This window comes from Streptomyces sp. NPDC043176, assembly GCF_056436715.1.
Map to the genome: position 1 here is coordinate 342863 of NZ_JBWKCA010000007.1, position 17717 is coordinate 360579.

Sequence of the window (17717 nt, forward strand, 5' to 3'; positions counted from 1 at the left end):
ACACGGCGGTCGTGCCGACGCCGTCCGCCGGTTCTGGCACAGATCTTGGGGAGCCGTCGCGAAGGATGATGGCGCTGTTCGATTGAGAGGGTCCACACCCCGGTTGATCGGCCTGAAGGCTCACCTCATACCCTCCGCACATGGCTGATGATCCGTTCCGGTGCCGCTGTGTCCTCTGCCATGACCACGGTGACCGGGACGAAGCGGACCACATGGATCCGACGGTCATCGAGCACGTGCAGCAGCACGGATGGCACGTCGTGATGGTCCCCGAAGACGAGATCGGTCCTGGGTCCCGACGCCCCCTCCGCGCGTCGGTCCGCTGCATGCGATCGGCCTCGCTCGACGGCGGTGGGCGGGATCAGTCCAGGGCTCACTGCCGGAATCATCGATTTCGGCGGCATTAGCATCCCGCCCCGTTTGCCTCGAGACACCCGGCCGTCGCGCCGCGACGGCCGGGTGACAGCCGGTTGCCGTATCACACACCGTGTCGGGTGCCCGTCGAGGGCCGAACGCCTGATAGAGCTCTCGTGTGAGCACGCTCCCCCGCTTGAAGCGCTCGGTCGTCACCGTCGTCACCTGTGCCGTTCTGGCCGCCTGCGGCACGGCCCAGCCCACCCGCGTGACCGCACGTCAGGCGACCCCGACCGCTCCTCCGGCCACCACTCCGTCCACGGCGCCACCGAAGCCGTCGCCCACTCCGTCCCGTATCGAGCCCCATCCGGTGGACTGCCGCAAGGCTCGTTGCGTGGCCCTGACCTTCGACGCCGGTCCTGGCCCCTACACGGCCCGACTCCTGGACATCCTCAAGGCCAAGCGGGTCAACGCCACCTTCTTCCTCATCGGGAAGAGCGGCATCGCCCGCTTCCCCGACCTCGTACGCAGAGAGGTGGGGGAGGGGCACGAGGTGGCCAACCACACCTGGAGCCATCCCCGGCTGACCGAGGTCCCGGAGGCCGAGATCCGCCGCCAACTCACCCTCGTACAGGGGCAGATCAAGCAACTCACCGGGCGCTCCCCGACGCTGATGCGGCCACCACAGGGCCGTACCGACCAGCGGGTGGCGGAGGTGAGCCGCTCACTCGGGCTCGCGCAGATCCTGTGGACGGTCACGGCCAAGGACTACCGCGACCACGACCCCGAGCTCATCACCCGACGCGTCCTCGCCGGCGCGGCTCCCCGCGGCATCATCCTGCTCCACGACGTCTACCCGGGCACCGTCCCGGCCGTGCCCGCCATCATCGACGGACTGCGCCGCCGAGGGCTGACCCCCGTCACCGTCTCCCAGCTGTTCCTCCCCGACACACCTCAGCCGGGTCGCGCCTACCGGAGCGCACCGTGAACGCACGGCCGGCGGCCGCGGCGACGGCCGGGAGCCCGAGGGCGCCGGGGTCCGGCCGTTGAGCAGGGCGCAGACGAAGCGTTCCTCGGTGGCACCTGGCTTGGTCTTCAACCTGTGCGGCGGGGGCGTGCAGTGGCCGGCTTCTCTATTCCGGGACGTGGTGGTGCCTGCCTTGCGGGGTGTCCTGAGGCGGATGTTCCGGAAGTCGCGGCGGACACGTGCGGGGGTGAGCCTGTCCGGTGGAATGGGCCTTTCCCATGGACATCACCGGTCGGCTGCGAGCGGTCGGGCGAGGCGGAGTTGGGCGTAGGCGGCCAGGGTCAGCCGGGTCCAGCGGTCGGCCGCCTCGGGAGTGCGGGCCTGCGCAGGGCGCGGTCCGAGCGCATCCGGGCCAGCGTTGGGGCCGGTAGGTCCCGCAGGAGGTGGGTCAGCCGGGGCGCGTCGTATCCGGCGTCCGCGATGATGAGGACGTCCGGGTCCCCGGTCTGTCACTGACCTGCGGTGATCAGTTGAGTAGCGGACGAACGGCCCAGACGTTAGAGATCAAGCTAAAGGGTGTTGCAGAAAACCCAGAACTGGGTTTTCTGCAACACCCTTTACGCCATCGTGCACGACAGGAGTCGTCGCTCCATCTGTGCAGGTCGACGACTCGGGCTCTGCGAAGACGTAAAGCGCTGACCTGCAGCGATGTCTATCGTGCACGAGGTCGGTAGGGCGAAAGCGAGGGCACCGAAAGCGGGGTGGTCCGCCTCTCCAAGCGCTGATCACGTGACGCGGCGGGACGGCCCCGTTTTCGGCGGAGTTCGCCGGGAAGGGGGCCGTCCCTTGGGTACGGGGCCCGCGTCACGCGGGGAGCGGCGGGGTCAGAACTGGAGCGACCAGGCGTTGATGTAGCCGGTGTCGTTGGTCCAGTTGTCGGTGGCGCGGAGCTTCCAGGAGCCGTCGGCGGACTCGGCGGAGGCGTTGAGGGTGAAGGTGCCCTGGATGTTGTCGGCGCTGTCGTCGGAGTCGTAGTCCTTGAGGAGGAAGGCGGTGCCGTCGGGGGCGACCAGCTCCAGCCTCACGTCGCCGCGGTAGGTGTGGCGGACGTCGACGGTGACGGCGAGGTTCGAGGGGGCGTTGCCGGTGACTCCGGTGACCGCGAGGGGTGAGTCGACGGTGGCGTTGTCGCGGATCTGGTAGTCGTCGGTGTTCTCGAACTTCTTGCCGGTGGGCGGCGGGGTGGTGCCGCCGGTGCCGGTGTAGAGGAGCTTGTTGGGGGAGCCGGTGCGGGCGTCGGTGACCTTGCCGGGCGTGGCGTCGGCTACCAGCTTGTCGCGGACCTGGGCCGGGGCCCAGGTCGGGTTGGCTGCGAGCAGGAGGGCGGCCGCCCCCGCGACGTGGGGGGAGGCCATGGAGGTGCCGCTCATGGTCTGGGAGGCGGTGTCACCGGAGTTGGAGGTGGAGACGATGCTGTCGCCGGGGGCGAAGACGTCCAGGCAGGAACCGTAGTTGGAGCCCTGGCCGTTGGACCAGCCGGTGGCCCGGGCGTCGCGGCTGTTGGTGGCACCGACCGTGATGGCCGACGGGGTGGAGGACGGGGAGTAGGAGCACGAGTCGGCGTTGTTGTTGCCTGCCGCGACGACCCAGGTGACGCCGGAGGCTATGGAGGCCGCGACCGCGTCGTTCACCGACTGGGTCTTTCCGCCGCCGATGCTCATGTTGGCCACGGCCGGCTTGACCGCGTTCTTGGTGACCCAGTCGATGCCGGCGAGGACCGGGGCCCAGGTGTCGCCCGAGGTGCCCTGACAGTTCAGCACGCGGACGCCGATCAGCTTGACGCCCTTGGCGACGCCGTAGGAGCCGCCTCCCACGGTGCCGGCGACGTGGGTGCCGTGTCCCTGGCAGTCGGAGGCGTTGGAGTCGTTGTCGATGAAGTCGTAGCCGCTGACGGCGCGGTTGCCGAAGTCGCGGTGGCTCATGCGGATGCCGGTGTCCACGATGTACGCGTTCACGTGGGAGGCGGTGGTGCCGTAGGTGTAGCTCTTGTCCACGGGAAGGTCGCGCTGGTCGACGCGGTCCAGGCCCCAGGAGGGTGGCGTGGGCTGGGTGTCGACCGCGTACGCCACGGCGTCGGCCTCCACGCGGGCCACGGTGGGCTCGGCGGCCAGTTCCAGGGCCTCGCTCTCCGTCATCCGGACGGCGAAGCCGCGCAGGGCGGTGGTGTAGGTGTAGCGCAGACTGCCCGCGTGCCGCTTGGCCAGGGCGCGCGCGGAGGCGGGCACGTCGGCCGAGGAGACCGAGCCCTTGAAGGTGACGATGTAGGAGCCTTCGACCGTCCCGGGACGGTCCGCGCCGACGATGCGGCTTTCCCCGCCGCCCGGCGGTGCGGGCGCGGCAGAAGCCGCGGCGGTGGCGGAGGCCACGGCGAGCAAGGCGGCACTGGTACTGATGGCGAGCAGGCGCCGGAGGGCGCGAGCTTCGAACTCCATGACTGCTTCCTTCGTGGGAGGTGTCCGGACCTGGCTCGATGTCCGGAGGGCGGGATCCGTCGCGCCGGTGGCTCCGGGCGCGCTCCGTCAGGGGTGGGGAGGGCGCGCCCGGAGGGCGGCCGCCGGTCGGCCGGGACGTCGATCCAGGTCAGGATCGTGACGATCCGTCGGCCGAGGGCGGTCGTACGGGCGCCTCTGATGGCGGCGCCCGAGACGACGGGACGAGATGACGTGACGTACGGAGCGGGCTCCGCGACGCACGGATCCGGTCACGCCGTACGACTGCGTGGGGTGCTGCCACCCCGTACCTCCAGCGGTTGGGGACCGTGGTGGACGGGGACGGCGCGACCGGACAGCCCAGAGCTTCGGTCACCCGGGAGGAGGCCGGCAATGCGTAGCGCTACCCAAAGAGTGGGGACGGGGCATCGCCTCCTGGCGTCCGGCGGCGACCGTGTCCGGCCGAGGGAATTCCCTGGGTAGTCGCCCCTATTGCGACGGCGGCCCTGCTGCGGGTAGACCACCTGCGGGTGGACCCACCTGCCCGGAGGGCGCCGCGGCCATCCCGGACAGGGATCCGCCCCGGACAGGAACGCGCGGGGAGTCCCGCCCACAGGGGGCTCCGCGGCGTTCGACGGAGCCACCGGGTGAGTGGCCGGCGAAAGGCGGAGGCGTGGAGAGACGTCCCTTCGATGTGCGGCACGGCGAAGTGGGGGCCGCGGGGCCCGGGTTCGTCGGACGGCATGAGGAGGCACGGAGGCTTCGAGAGGCCCTGCGCGCGGGGCGGAGCGTCGTGGTCGTTCGGGGGGAGGCCGGGGCGGGGACGTCGCGGCTCGTCGACGAGGTGCTCGGCGGGGCGGAGTTCGCCGAGTGGACCCAGCTGCGCGGAACCTGCCCGGACAGCGCGGAGCCGGTACCTCTGGAGGCCGTCACCTCGGCCTTGGCCCAACTGCCCTACCGGCCCGGTCCGCCTGACCGGATGCCGCCGGTCACCGGAGTCGTGGGCCTCGTCGTGCCCGAGCTGGCCGACCGGCTGCCGAGCCCGCCCGCCTCGGCCGCGGACCCGGAGGTACGACGCGGACTGATGCCCCGCGCGGTGGGGATGCTGCTCGCCTCGCTCGGCGACACCGTGCTGGTCCTGGAGGAGATCCACCTCGCCGACCCCGCGACTCTCCGGCTGCTCGACCACCTGACGGACACGGTGCCTGCCGGGCTGCGGCTGGTCGTCACCGAGGACGCCGCACCCGGGTTGCCGGTCCTCGGCGTCCGCGCCCGGGGAGGAGGGCGGTGCGAGGAGATCCGCGTACGACCCTGGACACCGGAGGAGACGGAGCAGTTCGTCCGCCTGTGGGCAGGGGGGCGCCCGCAGGTGCGACCGGATGAGCTGCCGGAGCTCGCGGCACTGGTGTACGAGCTGTCCGGTGGACTGCCCGGAGCCGTCGGGGCGCTGCTCGACGACGCCGGGGAAACGCCGGCGGTCGGCGGGACGGAGGGACCGCGGAACGGGCCGGCCCTCACCACCGTACAAGCCGTACGAGAGGCACGGGTGCCCGGGCGCGTGGAGCGGGAGTTCGCCCGGCGGTGCGGGCCGCTCACCGAGGACGCGTGGAGGATCGTCGCCGCGGCGGCGGTCCTCGACCGGCCGGCTCCCGTCGCCGTCCTCGCCGAGGTGGCGGAGTGCCCGCCCGAGCCGGCCGAAGCCGCCGTCGACGCGTGCCTGCGGCGGTCCGTGCTGCGGGCCGAGGGGCCGTGGATCTCCTTCCGTCATCCGCTGGACCGCCGGGCCGCGCTGGCGCGGGTGCCGGGGCCCCGGGTGGCACGGCTCAGCCTGCGCGCGGCCCGGATCCTGCACCGCACCGGAGACGGGCCGGTGCCGCTGGTCGACCTCGCCCGGCTGTACACGGCCGCCGGACGCGTCCGCGAAGCTCTGCGGTGCCTGGTGGTGGCCGCCGATCGCGCGGCAGCCACCGGTGACTACGCCACGTCCACCCGCCTGTACACCCGGGCGGTCGTCCAGGATCCGCGCGCCGCAGGACGGGTGCGTACCGCCGCGAAACTGGCCCGTACCGCCCAACTGGCGCGTGCCGACGAGCAGGTGGTCGCCGCCGTGCGCACGGTCCTCGACGAGGACGACCCGCCGCCGCGCCTGCGCGGCGAGATCCGGCTGCACCTGAGCGTGGTCCTGCGCAACCAGACCGGAGGGGCGCTGGACAGCCTCGAAGAGGTGGCTCGCGCCATTCCCGACCTGGAGGCGTCCGATCCGCAGACCGCCGCACGCGCCATGGCGGTCGCCGCCATCCCCTCCATCCAGGGCTGGCCCGTCGACCGGCACCGACACTGGCTGGACCGCGGCGAGGCGCTCGCGGAGCAGGTCACCGATCCGGTCGCCCGGGCGGCCATCGCCGCCAACCGGGCCACCGCCCTGATGCTCGTGGGCGACCCACGCGCCTGGTGCGCCGCGGAGGCACTGCGCGGACCGGCCGGATCCGCGATGGAGGCCGCGCACCACGCCCGGGGCTGGACCAACCTGGCGCACGCGGCCGGCGCGCTCGGATACGGCACGCGGGCACGGGACTTCCTCGACCGGGCCGTCGCCGGACTCGCCGACACCAGCAGCCCCTATCTGGAAGGACTCATCCAGACCGCCCGCCTGGTCCTCGCCTGGCACGGCGGCCGCTGGGACGACCTGCACGCGGCCGCAGACCACACCACCCGGCTCTACCAGGAGATACCGGACCTGACCGCCGAGGCGATGCTGGTACGCGGACTGACCTCGCTCCACGTGCTCGGCGACGTTCCCCGGGCCCGCCACGACCTCGCGGAGGCCGCCCGCACCACCTGCTACGACACGGGCTTCATCCTCACCTCGTCGGCCGCGGCCACCGCCCGCCTCCACCTGGAGGCCGGGCGCCCCGGGCAGGCGTGCGAGGCCGTGGAGGACGTGCTGCGCCGGATCGAACGTACCCAGGGCTGGGTGTGGGCGAGCGAGGTGCTGCCCGTCGCGGTGGAGGCCCTCCACGGCAGCGGCCGTACGGCGCGCGCCCGGCGGCTGGTCGCCGACTTCGCGGCCGGGTCCGCGAACGGCGACGCGCCCGCAGCCCACGCCGCCCTGACCGTGTGCAACGCTCTGCTCGCGGAGGCCGCGGACCGGCCGGACGAGGCCGTCGGCCTGCTGACGGACGCGGAGGCCCAGTGGCGGCTGCTCGACCGCCCCCTCGACGCCGCCCGCGCCGCGGAGGCCCGGGGACGCTGCCTGCTCGACCTGCGCGGAGAGGCCGCAGCCCGGGGCATCCAGGACGTGGTCGAGGTCTACCGGCAGCTGGGCGCCCGCTGGGACGTCGCCCGCTGCCGACGACTGCTGCGCCGCCACGCCATCGTCACCACCCACCGCCGAGGCCGCCTCGGCTACGGCGACCGGTTGTCCCCGCGCGAGGAGGACGTGGCCCGTCTCGTCGTCCAGGGGCGCGCCAACCGGGACATCGCCGAGAGCCTCGTGCTGTCCACCCGCACCGTGGAGCACCATGTGGCGCGCATCATGCGCAAGCAGAACGTCGCGTCGAGGGGCGACATCGCTGTGCCGTGAGGGAGGTGAGGGGCCCGGAGCACGGCAGCGCGTCACCGCATCGCCGTATCACCGCGCACCTCACCACCTCGCCACCGCATGACGGCGGCGGAGGGTGCTGCTTGCGGATGCGCGGTGGCCCTGAGGAGACCTCCTGAGGCGTCGTGCGCTGTCCTGACGGCGAAGGGCGCACCCGGCCCGCGTGATCAGCCGTTGATCGCGATTCGGCCGAGACCGGGCCGGAAGCGGCCGGTCGGGACGATACTTGCGAGGGCAGGGTGCCCTCGCCTCCATGGCGCCACAGCAGGGCAGGGGCGGGGCACGCCTTCATCGACGCATCCGAGGGGAGCCGTTCATGACCACGGCGAAAGACCTGTTCATCATCGCGATGGACTCCGGGCAGGAGCCCGCCGTCGGGCAGGGGGACCTGTCGCTCGCGCTCGCGGGCGCCGAGCTGATCGATCTTCTCGGTGCCGGTGGTGTCACCCTGGAGGACGACCGTGTCGTGCCGGGTGAGCCGTCGGCCCCTGACGACCGGCTCCTCGGTGAGGCGGGGGCGGAGATCGTCCGGCAGACGCCGTACGAGCGCGTCGAGGACTGGCTGTGGCGTCGGGGCAGGGACCTCGCTGCCACCTACCAGACCGCGCTGGAGGTCGACGGTGAGCTGACGCGGAAGGCAGGCGGCCGCCTGCCGTTCGGCGCGCGACGCATGGAACCGGTCGATACGCCGTCCCGTCACGCGGCCGTCGACCGCTGGGAGCGGCGGGAACCCGTCCTGACCGCCCTCGCTTCGGTCGTCGGCATCGGCGGCGACCCCTCCGACGTCGAGCCGGGTCTCGATGACGAGGCGGCCACCTCCGTGGTCGCCGCCGTGCACGACGCGGTCATGGAGCTGGAGGCCGTCCGCCAGAGGCGGACCATCGAGAACGCGGCCTTCGCCAACCTCTGGCGCGGGCCGTGATGCGAGTGGGGGTTTGGAGCCGAAGCCACCGATGACGGAGAACGGCCCACCGGCTGCCCAACGGGAGCCCGGGGCCTCTGCCGATCATGGTCTTCACATCGGTGTCGCCCCGCTCAACCGCTGGGACAGCCACCAGCGATGCCACTCATCTCCCACTGCTCCTGATCGCCCGGTGCTCCAGGGCATCCAGGGCATCCAGGGCCCCGGTCTCCCGGGCTTCCGTCTCCCGGTCTCCCGGTCTCCCGGTCTCCCGGGCTTCCGGGCTTCCGTCTCCCGGTCTCCCGGGCTTCCGGCCCAGTGATCTCGCCGGGTTGAGCGGACGTGAGCGCCGCCTCGTGAAGGTGGCGCTCACGTCGTAGCCCGCCCTGCTCAGCAGATGACGCGGTACTCCTCGCCGGGGATGTAGGCCGCCCATTCACCGAGGGTGAGGGAACCGAAGCGGGTACACAAATCGGCGGCGAGGCGCTCGGGGGCGAGGGATTGGGTACGTGGGCGGGTGTTACTTCCCTGGATGTGCAGGTACTGGCCGTCCGGAGTGAACGCGAGGGTTCTCACCCGGTCCCCGGCGGTGGGCAGCGGGGCGCCGGTCACGGTGCGGGACGGGAGGTCCCACAGGCGGATGCCGCCCGCCTGGGTGCCGGCGGCGAGCGTGCGGTTGTCCGGGGAGAACGCGAGAGAGGTGACGGCGACCGGGGTGCCGGCGGGGCCGTCCGGTTCTCCGCCGACCAGGACGCCCCGTGGGGACTTCATGGCCCCGTCGTAGAGCAGGATGCGGCCGGAGCCGTCGGCGACGGCGAGGAGGTCGCCGGTGCCGCTGTACGCCATGGCCTGCCCGAGGTCCCGTTCCGTATGGTCCCGGAGCATCCGGCCGGTGGGGAGTTCCAGGACCGTGCCGTCGTTGAGGGCCGGCAGCGACGTGCGGGGGTGGAGCGTCATCCGTGTGGCGGGCGTCCCTTCCCGGAAGGGTGTGAGCGGCTTGGCGTGCGTGAGGTCCCAGACCTCCGTCGAGACGACGCCGTACACCACGGGCCCTCCGCGCGTGTTCGTCACCGCGAGGGCGTGAGGCGCCTCCTGACCCTGACTCATGCCCACGTCCGCCGCCGGGCGGCGGGCTTCCACGTCCCATACCCGGATGCGGGGAGCCGGGGCCGGTGCTGCGCCGCGGTACTCCAAGAAGGGCGTACGAGTCCCTCGGCGGGATCGGGCGCTGCCGCCGCAAGTACGCGCACGCCCTGAGTGCGTGAGCCGGCTGAGAGGCGATCTCGATGAGGTCGGCGTCTTCGAGCAGCGGGATCACGCTCGTGATGTTCTCCCATGCCCTCCCCCTGGTCTTCGAGGACCGCGGTGCCGTCGAACCCGAGTCCCGACCGAGGGCAGCAACCGTTCAGGCGCCGTCCTCCGGCTCCAGTCCGGCGGACCGGCTCACGAGCGGCGTGGGAGTTCCAAGTCCAGCCGGATGTACTTCCCTGCCTCGTCGGCATTCGGCAAGCACCGGACGACGGTCTGGACAGGTACGGCGTGCCGTTTCCGGGTCACGCTCGTCGAAGGCACCGGTGAAGAGGAGCACGCCGTGGACGAGTTCCACCTCTGCGTGGCGGTGGGCCAGAGCGTGTGGAGGGCTTCCGCGGCCATGGGGGCTGCCGGCGGCGGCAAGTCCGGGCCAGGCGTGCGCGGCCTTCTCCCGGCCGTGGCGGACGTTCCGTTACTGCGGCCGTCCTGCCTGATACCGCTGATCGTGGTCCTGAACCGCCTTCTGCCCTGCGCTCACTACGGCTGCTCACTACGGCAGGTCGGCCTCGGCCGCTCGTAGAGACGTTCGTCGCCCGGTCGGAGTCCGGATACGGGGCTTGGCCGCGGAGAACCGGCGGCTGCGGGCCGGGTGTAGCGCCTTCCGGGGCTTGCGCGGTTGGTCAGGAACGTGTGGCCGCGGGGTGGGCGGGTGTTGCCGTGCACGACAGGGTGCCGGCGTCGCCGAGGTGGAACGGCTCATGGGAGGTGGTGGTGCCGTGCCGCAGTGTCAGCAGTACCTCGCCCTTGGTGTAGTCCGGGAACCACACGGCGTACAGGGTGCGCGCGCCGTTGGCCACCGTGCCGACCCTCAGGACCTTCACCGGCGTGCCGCTGCACGACGCGCCCGTGACCTCCTGATGGTCGGCCGCGAAGATCCGGCCCCAGCCGTGCGCGAACGACGTGAAGAGGGGGCTGATCCCTCGGCGCTTCGCCACAGCCGGATCGTACGGACGCGTCGCGCAGGCCTGGTGGAAGACCAGGTCGCCGGCTACTGACGCCTGACAGAGCCGGTGGTCGCGCGTTTCCCAGGCATAGGCCGCGTTCCCGTCCGGCCATGCCTCGATCAGCAGGTGCCCCGCCGGGCCAGGCGCGTCACGCTTGAGCACCGTCGCTTTGCCGAGAGCTGTACGCGTCCGTTCTACGACCTCCGCCCGGGTGACCGGATGCGACGGTGCCGCTGAGGAGGACGGCGCTGTGACAGGCGTGCGGCCGGTGTCCTTCGAGCAGCCCGTCAGGGCGGTCGCGGCCAGCGCCGCGGCGGTGGCGGCAATCCGAAACAGGTACCGCATGATCCCTCCCCCGTGCCGATCATCTTCACGGCGAAGGAAGAATCCCATCGGCCCCCACTGCTCGGCAAGCGAGGACTCGGCGTCCGACCGGCTAACAGGCGCTTCATCCCGTGGGGTTGCCGCTGCAGGCAGAACCCGGGTGTGCGACGAGCGGGTGGACCGTAGGGACCGGACACCGTGAACGACTCCTCCTTTCATCAGCCGCGTCTCCCCGCCGACGAGTTCCTTCACGCTCTGCGTGCCTGTTTCCCCGGGGCGCATCCGCAGCGGGACACCGCAGCCGCAGGCGTCCAAGTTGGGCAGGCCTGGGGCGCGGTCCGCGGGCAGGCCTGTTACGGCCGTGACGTAGGCGTGGGCGGTGCGGGAGCCTTGCCCGTTGCGGACCTCCACCTCAGCCTCAATGGCTACGTTCAGTAGTGCTCGCCGGACAGGCTCTTTCGAGATCTCCTCTGGATGTATGCGGTCGGCGGAGTCACGCCTGGCCCCGTGCCCGGTGCCGTTTCGCGTACGACCAGGTCACCGTGGTCATCAGGACTGGGATGGCGAACAGCGGAGCGAAGGTGAAGCCCCAGACGGTCTGGGCCGTACCGCTCGACATGTACGTCTGGCTCTCGACGGTAAAGGCGACCACGAGTTGCCACAGTGCCAGCAGGACCAGGACAGTCGAGGCGGTCCAGGCCAGCGCGGCGAGGGTCCGCGGTCGTATGGGCTGCCACCGGTCGCTGACGAGCAGCAACGGGAACAGGGCAGCCAGCTCGCTGACGACGGAGAGGCCGACGACATAGGCGATGCCCCACCCCGGGATGTCGAAGACGTCGCCCAGGACCTGCTCGCTGTAGCCGACGTAGACACCGGATGCCATGGCGACGCGCCACAGACCTGACGGCACAGCACACAGGGCGATGGCGTGGGCGGCACGGCGCGCCCATACGGGCGCGGGGGAGGCAGGGAGCGGAGCGGTCGCTGTCGTCATGGCATACATGCTGGCCGTGGGCATGGCAGCCACGCATCGTCCGCTATGGCGGACCGTCTCCCCCGTGCGGGGGAGGGAGCACCCCGCTGAGGCAGGACGGAGCGGGGTGCTCCCTCCAGGTTGGGTTTCGCATCCTGTCCGGCAATTGACGGCGTACGCGACGAAGCCGGCGGTCAGCCGGACCATTCGCTCTCACGGCTCAACCGAGGAGGAAGCACTGAGCGTTTTCAGCGTGGCCACTGATGGGATGACGCCAGTGAGGCTGAGGTGGGGGCCCGCAACGGGCAGGGCTCCCGCACCGCCCACGCCTACGTCACGTCCGTAACAGGCCTGCTTGAGGACCTCCCGTTCAGGTCACCGGGGACGGCGGGGCACGGCGCAGGCCGGTGTTCCTCCCGGCAGCCGGTGGCGGTGGGTCGCGACGAGCCGGTAGACGCGTCGGGCGGCCCACCGCACGCCGGGCAGCAGGAGCACCGCGCCCAGCGGTGCCCAGGCCCCGCCCGCGCTCAGGAGCGTTTTCGCGACGGCCCGGGCCCCTCCCTCCACGGCTCCGGCCGGTGTCACCCACAGCACCTCGTACTCGGCGCGTTCCCGGGTGACGCCGAGGGCGTCGAGGTCCGCGAACTGCCACGGGATGATGTCGCAGCGGGGCCGTACGCGCCGTTCGGCGAAGTTCGCCGACGTCGTGCAGAAGCCGCAGTCTCCGTCGTAGACGAGCACAGGCCGAGAACGCATGCCTCCATCATGCTGCGTCTCGACGCCGAAGACGTACGCCGGGCCGGCCGCGCGCCGACCCTCGGCCCCGCCGGCCGAAGTCGCGCGGCGCCGCCCGTCTGCCAGTCTTGGACGGGTGACGGCTGATGCGCGGGGACCCGCCCGCACTCCCGACGGACGGTACGTGATCGTCAACGGCAGACGCTGGCGGGCCACGGACCCCAAGGTGCCCCAGGACGTCGCCGCACGGCTGCGCTCCCACCTCATGGCCGCGCGTCGTGCCGTGGCCGCGGCCCTGCGCGCCCAGGACGCGGAGGCCGAACGCGCCGCCCGGACCCGGGTGCACACGGCGAAGGTCGCCCTCGGGGAGCGCGGCACGCCGTGGTGGGACCAGGAGGAGACGGAGCGCCGCGCCCGCTGGAACGAGGGGCTGGCGGCACTCGACGAGGACACCGACGGAGGATGAGCCGGGCTCTCCGGACGCCGTCCGGACGGTGCTCGAAGGTCACCCGGACCGGTCGTGTCGGCATACGCCGCCGTACGGTCGCGTCCTTGTCGGCCTGGCGCTCCCTTCGGTCCCTGGTCGTTTAGGCAGCTTTCTCCCGAGGGCGCATCGCTTATCCGCAGGCGAGGTCCGCGACGCCTCGGTGGAGGCCCCGACGGGTCAGGGTGCAGGCGAGGCGTCGGTCAGTGTCACCCAGTCCTGGACCGTCTTGTGGTGAGAGCCGCCGGCTGTGCTGGTGGCCACTGCCCGAGCGTCATCGGCGGTGCAGGGTATTCCTGCGCGGGTGAGCAGGACGAGCGGCCACTCGGGGCCCGCCCCGGCCGGTTCTCGATCGAAGGGAGTCCAGTCCCAGGCGCCGTCGAACCGCCATGCCCGGCCGGCGGCGTCTGCGACCTCATCGCCCAGCTCGAGAGACGCATAGGGCCGCATGAGCAGGTCGAAGGTGAAGGGGATGCCAGTGCCAGGGCGGAGACCGTACCCGGTGCCGTTGAGATGGCTGTCGTCCGGGAACTCGCGATAGGACACGCCACGAGGCAGCACGCTTACGGTGAGATGCGGACGCGGCAGCCAGCCCGTCCCGAGCGGAGGGTCGTGGTGGTCAACTGCCGTCACGTGCACGATGGTCGGGGGCACTCCGACGCGGCAGATGTCGCCCGCTTCAAGCTGCCCGGGCGGCGGATCCGTCCGAAACAGCTCCAGATCTGACCCAGATGCCTGCCCGCCGGTGTCCACACCCAGGGCCATGATCCCGTTCCAGCGCATGAAGTCACTGCCTGTGTCGATCTCCCACCAGGGCCACCGTATCGAAATGCAGTCCCACGTCACCCCCCGCTCGACCTCGGCCGGCGTGAAGAGGCAGGCGACCGACAGCACGTCGCCGACTCGAAAATCCTCTGCACCCATCACTCGGCCAGGGTAGGCAGGTCCACCATGGCAAGCTGCGCCGGCCTGCCGGGCGGGGCTTAGCGGTCCTGACAAAGGCGTTGGGCGTGCCGGTGGGTGATGAGGCAGGTGGCGAGGCCGAGGAAGGCTTCGTGGAGCTCGTCGCGTCGTTCCCAGCGGAAGCGGAAGCGGAAGCGGAAGCGGAAGCGGAAGCGGCGGAAGCGGCGGAAGCCGTGCAGCCAGGCGATCGTGCGCTCGACGACCCAGCGGTGGACGCCGAGGCCGAAGCCGTGCGGGACGCCGGACCCGAAACCGAGCTTCTGGGGCAGGTACTCCCACTGGATGCCGGTGTGAAGCACGAACAGGATCCCGCACAGAGCCTGCCCGTCAGGCACCCACGGCCGCCCTGCCACCGGCTTCGGCGCCGGAACCGGCAGCAACGGCTCGATCAGTGACCACAGTTCGTCCGAGACGATCCACGGCCGTGAGTTCCTCTTCGCCGAGAACGGACCAACGAGTGACCGAGCCGACAGCCACATGACCAACGACTTTTTAGGACCTCTTACAGCCGGTGACCGGTGGCTGAGCCGCTGGGATCGTCGGCCAGGGCGATCGCCGTGGTGATGCGCTTGCCCACGGGCTCACGGTGGACGGCGAAGCTCTGGCCGACCGCCATCACTATCTCCAGCCCGTGCTGCCCGACCCGGGTCGGGTCGGGCGCAAGGACGGCCGGCGGGGTGGGATTGCTGTCCCACACCGTCACCTCGACCGTGCCGCCGACGACCTCCAGGGTCAGCAGGCACGGGCCGGGCGCGTACTTGCGGGCATTGGTGACCAGCTCGCTGACCACCAGCTCCACCACGCTCATCGCGCACTCGGACACCGGCAGGCCGTGCACAGCCTGTACATCGGCGAGGAAGGTACGGGCCAGTTCGCGGGCGACGGCAATGTCCTCGCTGCCCTCGAAGAGGCCGGACACCGACACGATGTCCGCCATCAGCGGCCGACGGTCCGCAACGCCTGCTGTGTGCCCCATTCCCGTTCCCTTCACCACGCGACCCTGTGTGCGCGACTCCGTATACCCCCCGATCGGATCCTCACACCGCGTGGGCATCGGAGTTTCGCGAGTGCGGCGGTGTCGGTCAGGCCGCGTCGTCGAGGGCGATGCCGAGCACGCGCCGAGTGCCGGTGAGGACGGCGAAGACGTGGCCCGCGGTCGTCCACTCCCTACCGACTGCCTTGTACATCGCCCTCTGACGCATCCGGTGCCGGTAGAGGGACGCCAGGCACATGGCGGGGAGCGGGCTTGCGCGGGAGCGACGTCCTTTGGCCTCGCCGTTGTAGAGCACTCCGCGACGGTGCTGCACCTGTTGGCAGACCAGGAGCGCGTGGTTCTCCGCGAGGGAAGATCTACGGCCCCACCCGCCAGGCCTCCGCCTGGCGCGACATAGAAGTACCCGGGGCCCCGACAGACGAACCGATCGCGGACATCGCCCTGACGCCCGGCGACCCGATGTCCCTGAGTACGTGATCTTCGGCCAGGCCTGAGCGCACCTCGCCCGCGCCCAGCACCATGACCAGGTGTCGGACGCTCTGCGACTGGGGCGCACGCGTTGAAGTCCCACGTGCGACGCCCTTGGAACTCCTTACGGAAGGCCTCTTCGAGCTCGGCCGCCCGGTGACGGCGCCGTCACGGTCTCCGCGTGGGGTCCGTTGCGGGGGTGGCCGCCGTTCCTCCTGCCGGGGTGGGCTTTCCACTCTGAGGTGATCGGTGATCTCCTCCTCCAGGGCGGACTCCGGCAACCGCCTTGTCGGTTGCCGGAGCAATCCGCCTTCCTCGGCCGGCTGCAGGCCCCCGGCCCGGCCCCGTGGGATCGGTTCGCCCATCAGCCGGTCGTCCACCACCCGCGCCGGCCCGGGCCGTCAGTGGGGGACCGGCTGCTGGCCGGTGCGCTCGGACTCGTCCTGTACGAGCAGGGACAACAGGGAGGCCAGGGGGAGGCCGGCTTCGGCGGGGTGGCGCAGCACCTTGCCCGGCTCTATGCGGTACGTGTTCGTGCGGCCTTCTCGCGTGTGGGAGAGGTAGCCGTCCTGTTCGAGGTCCGCGATGATCCGCGAGACGGCACGCTCGGTGAGCCGGCAGTGGGCGGCGATGTCACGGATGCGAACGTTCGGATTGTCCGCGATGGCGGCCAGTACACGCGCGTGGTTCGTGATGAACGTCCATCCGGTGTGAGATTCAGAGGATCCAACCATGCACCGGATTTTACGGGACCCCGGTTGCCGGAACAGCAATGCATGACATAGTTTTCCTGTAATAGATGTCGTACCTTCCCTCGCGCGGAGGGATCACCGGAGGGAGTCCGAGAGTGCCCTGGAGCGAGGATGAGGCCGTCGCGTCCGCACTCCTGACCGCACCCCGCAGGAAGCTGGTGCCGGGGCAGAGCGCCGGAGATGGGTCACGGCAGGATCTGGTGTTCCAGTACGAGTGCTGCGGGGCGCAGGTCGTCGAGGCATGCGGCGATTACGACATGCACTCCATCGGTCCCTTGGCCGACGCGTTGAAGACCGCCACCGAGACGCATCCGAAGGTGATCCTGGACGCCTCCAGGGTCACCTTCGCGGACTCGACCTTCCTGAATCTGGTGATCCTCATCCACCAGACGGGAAAGCTGCGCGTGGTCGCGCCGTCGGAGCGGGTCCGGCGGCTCTGTGCGATCACCGGCGTGGACGACGTTCTGCAGATCCGGGACACGGTCGACGACGCTGTTGCCTCGTGAGCACAGGCGACAGCTGTCAGGATGGGGCGTTTCGGTCCGAGGCCCGTACGCACCGGTGCGGGAGCGCGCGTGGATCGATCGGACGAGATCCGGCATCCGGCCCCTCGTCGACGGTGGCGGGTGCTTCCGTGAGTACTCGCGCCATCTCCAGCACGCTGGAGTAGGGCGGCGAACCTTCCCCTGCCCAGCCCTGTGTCCGTTCCGTCGTCGACTTCTTGGGCGGGCTTGGATTGGGGTGGAGGATCGGGGGCAGGCGGTTGCCGAGCGCATGGGACCGCTCTGACTGCCCATGCACCTGCCGTCTCCCCCTTCCGGCAGGTGCGTGGGCAGCTGAACGGCCCGCACCAGGCAGGGGTGCGGGCCGTTCAGCATGAGGAGGCCAGACCGGGGATACCTGCTGGTACTCCAGCCGTAGATCGTGATCTCGATGGTGAGGGGCGTCGAGGCGGCAGGTGTCCAGCGTGGATCATCTCGCCCGAGATCGCCCATGCCGTCGCGGGCGTCGGCTCCTTCTCCGTCTACCCGAGTTCACCGCGACGGAGGGCGTCCCTCATCTCGCGGAGCTTCGCGGTCGTTGCCGGGGTCCCCTCCTGTGCTTGTTCAGCGAGTCGGAGGGCGTCGTCGATCTCGCTGAGCTTCCTGGAGGACAGGACGGCCGCCCGCTCCATCAGGTCGTCCCGGGACACGGTGGTCCGCCACGTGCACGGGGTGAAGCCCGGACGCGGGAACGCGAGCCGCAGCACGCCTTCGAGCGGCAGCCCTTCACTGGCGCCGACCGTCACTTCGATGCCCAGGCCGCTGATGTCGAGGCCCGCCGGAGCGACGACCTGCATCACCTGGAACCCGGACGCGTCGTCTCCTGACAGCAGTACGACCAGCCTCCGCTCGTCGAACTGGACCCACCAGACTTCGCCACGTTGCACAAGCCCTCCGATACACAGGACGACAGGC

General features: G+C 71.1%; 14 protein-coding genes and 2 pseudogenes. 5 read left to right on the forward strand and 11 right to left on the reverse strand.

The window, feature by feature from the left end:
* The first annotated feature begins 532 nt into the window (after nt 1–532).
* Nucleotides 533–1342 carry a polysaccharide deacetylase family protein gene (locus AC067A_RS14970; RefSeq protein WP_478619546.1) on the forward strand — a complete coding sequence of 270 codons (810 nt, stop codon included), beginning with the start codon at nt 533–535 and terminating at the stop codon, nt 1340–1342.
* A 96-nt stretch (nt 1343–1438) separates the two neighbouring features.
* Here the strand turns inward: AC067A_RS14970 and AC067A_RS14975 are convergent.
* A pseudogene (locus AC067A_RS14975) lies at nt 1439–1854 on the reverse strand (transposase); the annotation flags it as partial.
* Between the two features lie 351 nt (nt 1855–2205).
* On the reverse strand, nt 2206–3813 hold the full coding sequence (locus AC067A_RS14980) for a S8 family peptidase (RefSeq protein WP_478619549.1): 1608 nt from the start codon (nt 3811–3813) through the stop codon (nt 2206–2208).
* A gap of 706 nt (nt 3814–4519) precedes the next feature.
* On the opposite strand from AC067A_RS14980, the gene AC067A_RS14985 reads away from it, so the two are divergent.
* Entirely contained in the window at nt 4520–7393 is a 2874-nt protein-coding gene (locus AC067A_RS14985; protein WP_478619636.1) for an ATP-binding protein, read from the forward strand.
* Nucleotides 7394–7727: 334 nt separating this feature from the next.
* Nucleotides 7728–8333, forward strand: a complete 606-nt coding sequence (locus tag AC067A_RS14990) for a GOLPH3/VPS74 family protein (RefSeq protein ID WP_478619552.1) — start codon at nt 7728–7730, stop codon at nt 8331–8333.
* 369 nt (nt 8334–8702) lie between these two features.
* Here AC067A_RS14990 and AC067A_RS14995 read toward each other — a convergent pair whose 3' ends face one another.
* The 4 genes from AC067A_RS14995 to AC067A_RS15010 form a co-directional block, all read right to left on the reverse strand.
* Nucleotides 8703–9419 carry a WD40 repeat domain-containing protein gene (locus tag AC067A_RS14995; protein WP_478619555.1) on the reverse strand — a complete coding sequence of 239 codons (717 nt, stop codon included), beginning with the start codon at nt 9417–9419 and terminating at the stop codon, nt 8703–8705.
* Nucleotides 9420–10243: 824 nt separating this feature from the next.
* Nucleotides 10244–10912 (reverse strand): hypothetical protein, encoded by a 669-nt coding sequence (locus AC067A_RS15000; RefSeq protein ID WP_478619558.1) that lies wholly within the window; start codon nt 10910–10912, stop codon nt 10244–10246.
* Between the two features lie 472 nt (nt 10913–11384).
* On the reverse strand, nt 11385–11894 hold the full coding sequence (locus AC067A_RS15005; protein WP_478619639.1) for a hypothetical protein: 510 nt from the start codon (nt 11892–11894) through the stop codon (nt 11385–11387).
* Between the two features lie 345 nt (nt 11895–12239).
* Nucleotides 12240–12620, reverse strand: coding sequence for a thiol-disulfide oxidoreductase DCC family protein (locus tag AC067A_RS15010; RefSeq protein ID WP_478619561.1), 381 nt, complete (start codon nt 12618–12620; stop codon nt 12240–12242).
* A gap of 115 nt (nt 12621–12735) precedes the next feature.
* Here AC067A_RS15010 and AC067A_RS15015 point away from each other — a divergent pair, with 115 nt between their 5' ends.
* Complete coding sequence (locus AC067A_RS15015; RefSeq protein WP_478619563.1) at nt 12736–13065, forward strand: hypothetical protein; 330 nt, start codon at nt 12736–12738, stop codon at nt 13063–13065.
* Between the two features lie 198 nt (nt 13066–13263).
* On the opposite strand, the gene AC067A_RS15020 is transcribed toward AC067A_RS15015, so the two are convergent.
* The 4 genes and pseudogenes from AC067A_RS15020 to AC067A_RS15035 form a co-directional block, all read right to left on the reverse strand.
* Nucleotides 13264–14007, reverse strand: coding sequence for a hypothetical protein (locus tag AC067A_RS15020; protein ID WP_478619640.1), 744 nt, complete (start codon nt 14005–14007; stop codon nt 13264–13266).
* A gap of 278 nt (nt 14008–14285) precedes the next feature.
* Nucleotides 14286–14525: pseudogene (locus tag AC067A_RS15025) on the reverse strand (transposase); the annotation flags it as partial.
* 23 nt (nt 14526–14548) lie between these two features.
* Nucleotides 14549–15022, reverse strand: a complete 474-nt coding sequence (locus tag AC067A_RS15030) for an ATP-binding protein (RefSeq protein ID WP_478619566.1) — start codon at nt 15020–15022, stop codon at nt 14549–14551.
* An 887-nt stretch (nt 15023–15909) separates the two neighbouring features.
* Nucleotides 15910–16242: a helix-turn-helix transcriptional regulator gene (locus tag AC067A_RS15035; protein ID WP_478619569.1), complete on the reverse strand. Its 333-nt coding sequence runs from the start codon at nt 16240–16242 to the stop codon at nt 15910–15912.
* 113 nt (nt 16243–16355) lie between these two features.
* Here AC067A_RS15035 and AC067A_RS15040 point away from each other — a divergent pair, with 113 nt between their 5' ends.
* Nucleotides 16356–16766, forward strand: coding sequence for an STAS domain-containing protein (locus AC067A_RS15040; RefSeq protein WP_478619572.1), 411 nt, complete (start codon nt 16356–16358; stop codon nt 16764–16766).
* Between the two features lie 518 nt (nt 16767–17284).
* On the opposite strand, the gene AC067A_RS15045 is transcribed toward AC067A_RS15040, so the two are convergent.
* Nucleotides 17285–17689, reverse strand: coding sequence for a type II toxin-antitoxin system PemK/MazF family toxin (locus tag AC067A_RS15045; RefSeq protein ID WP_478619575.1), 405 nt, complete (start codon nt 17687–17689; stop codon nt 17285–17287).
* Nucleotides 17690–17717: the final 28 nt, after the last annotated feature.

Bases quoted from the DNA above. Each gene is read 5' to 3' on its own strand.
- AC067A_RS14980 (WP_478619549.1), bottom strand. From the start codon at position 3,813: ATGGAGTTCGAAGCTCGCGCCCTCCGGCGCCTGCTCGCCATCAGTACC.
- AC067A_RS14990 (WP_478619552.1), top strand. From the start codon at position 7,728: ATGACCACGGCGAAAGACCTGTTCATCATCGCGATGGACTCCGGGCAG.
- AC067A_RS14995 (WP_478619555.1), bottom strand. From the start codon at position 9,419: ATGAGTCAGGGTCAGGAGGCGCCTCACGCCCTCGCGGTGACGAACACG.
- AC067A_RS15000 (WP_478619558.1), bottom strand. From the start codon at position 10,912: ATGCGGTACCTGTTTCGGATTGCCGCCACCGCCGCGGCGCTGGCCGCG.
- AC067A_RS15005 (WP_478619639.1), bottom strand. From the start codon at position 11,894: ATGTATGCCATGACGACAGCGACCGCTCCGCTCCCTGCCTCCCCCGCG.
- AC067A_RS15010 (WP_478619561.1), bottom strand. From the start codon at position 12,620: ATGCGTTCTCGGCCTGTGCTCGTCTACGACGGAGACTGCGGCTTCTGC.
- AC067A_RS15020 (WP_478619640.1), bottom strand. From the start codon at position 14,007: ATGGGTGCAGAGGATTTTCGAGTCGGCGACGTGCTGTCGGTCGCCTGC.
- AC067A_RS15030 (WP_478619566.1), bottom strand. From the start codon at position 15,022: ATGGGGCACACAGCAGGCGTTGCGGACCGTCGGCCGCTGATGGCGGAC.
- AC067A_RS15035 (WP_478619569.1), bottom strand. From the start codon at position 16,242: ATGGTTGGATCCTCTGAATCTCACACCGGATGGACGTTCATCACGAAC.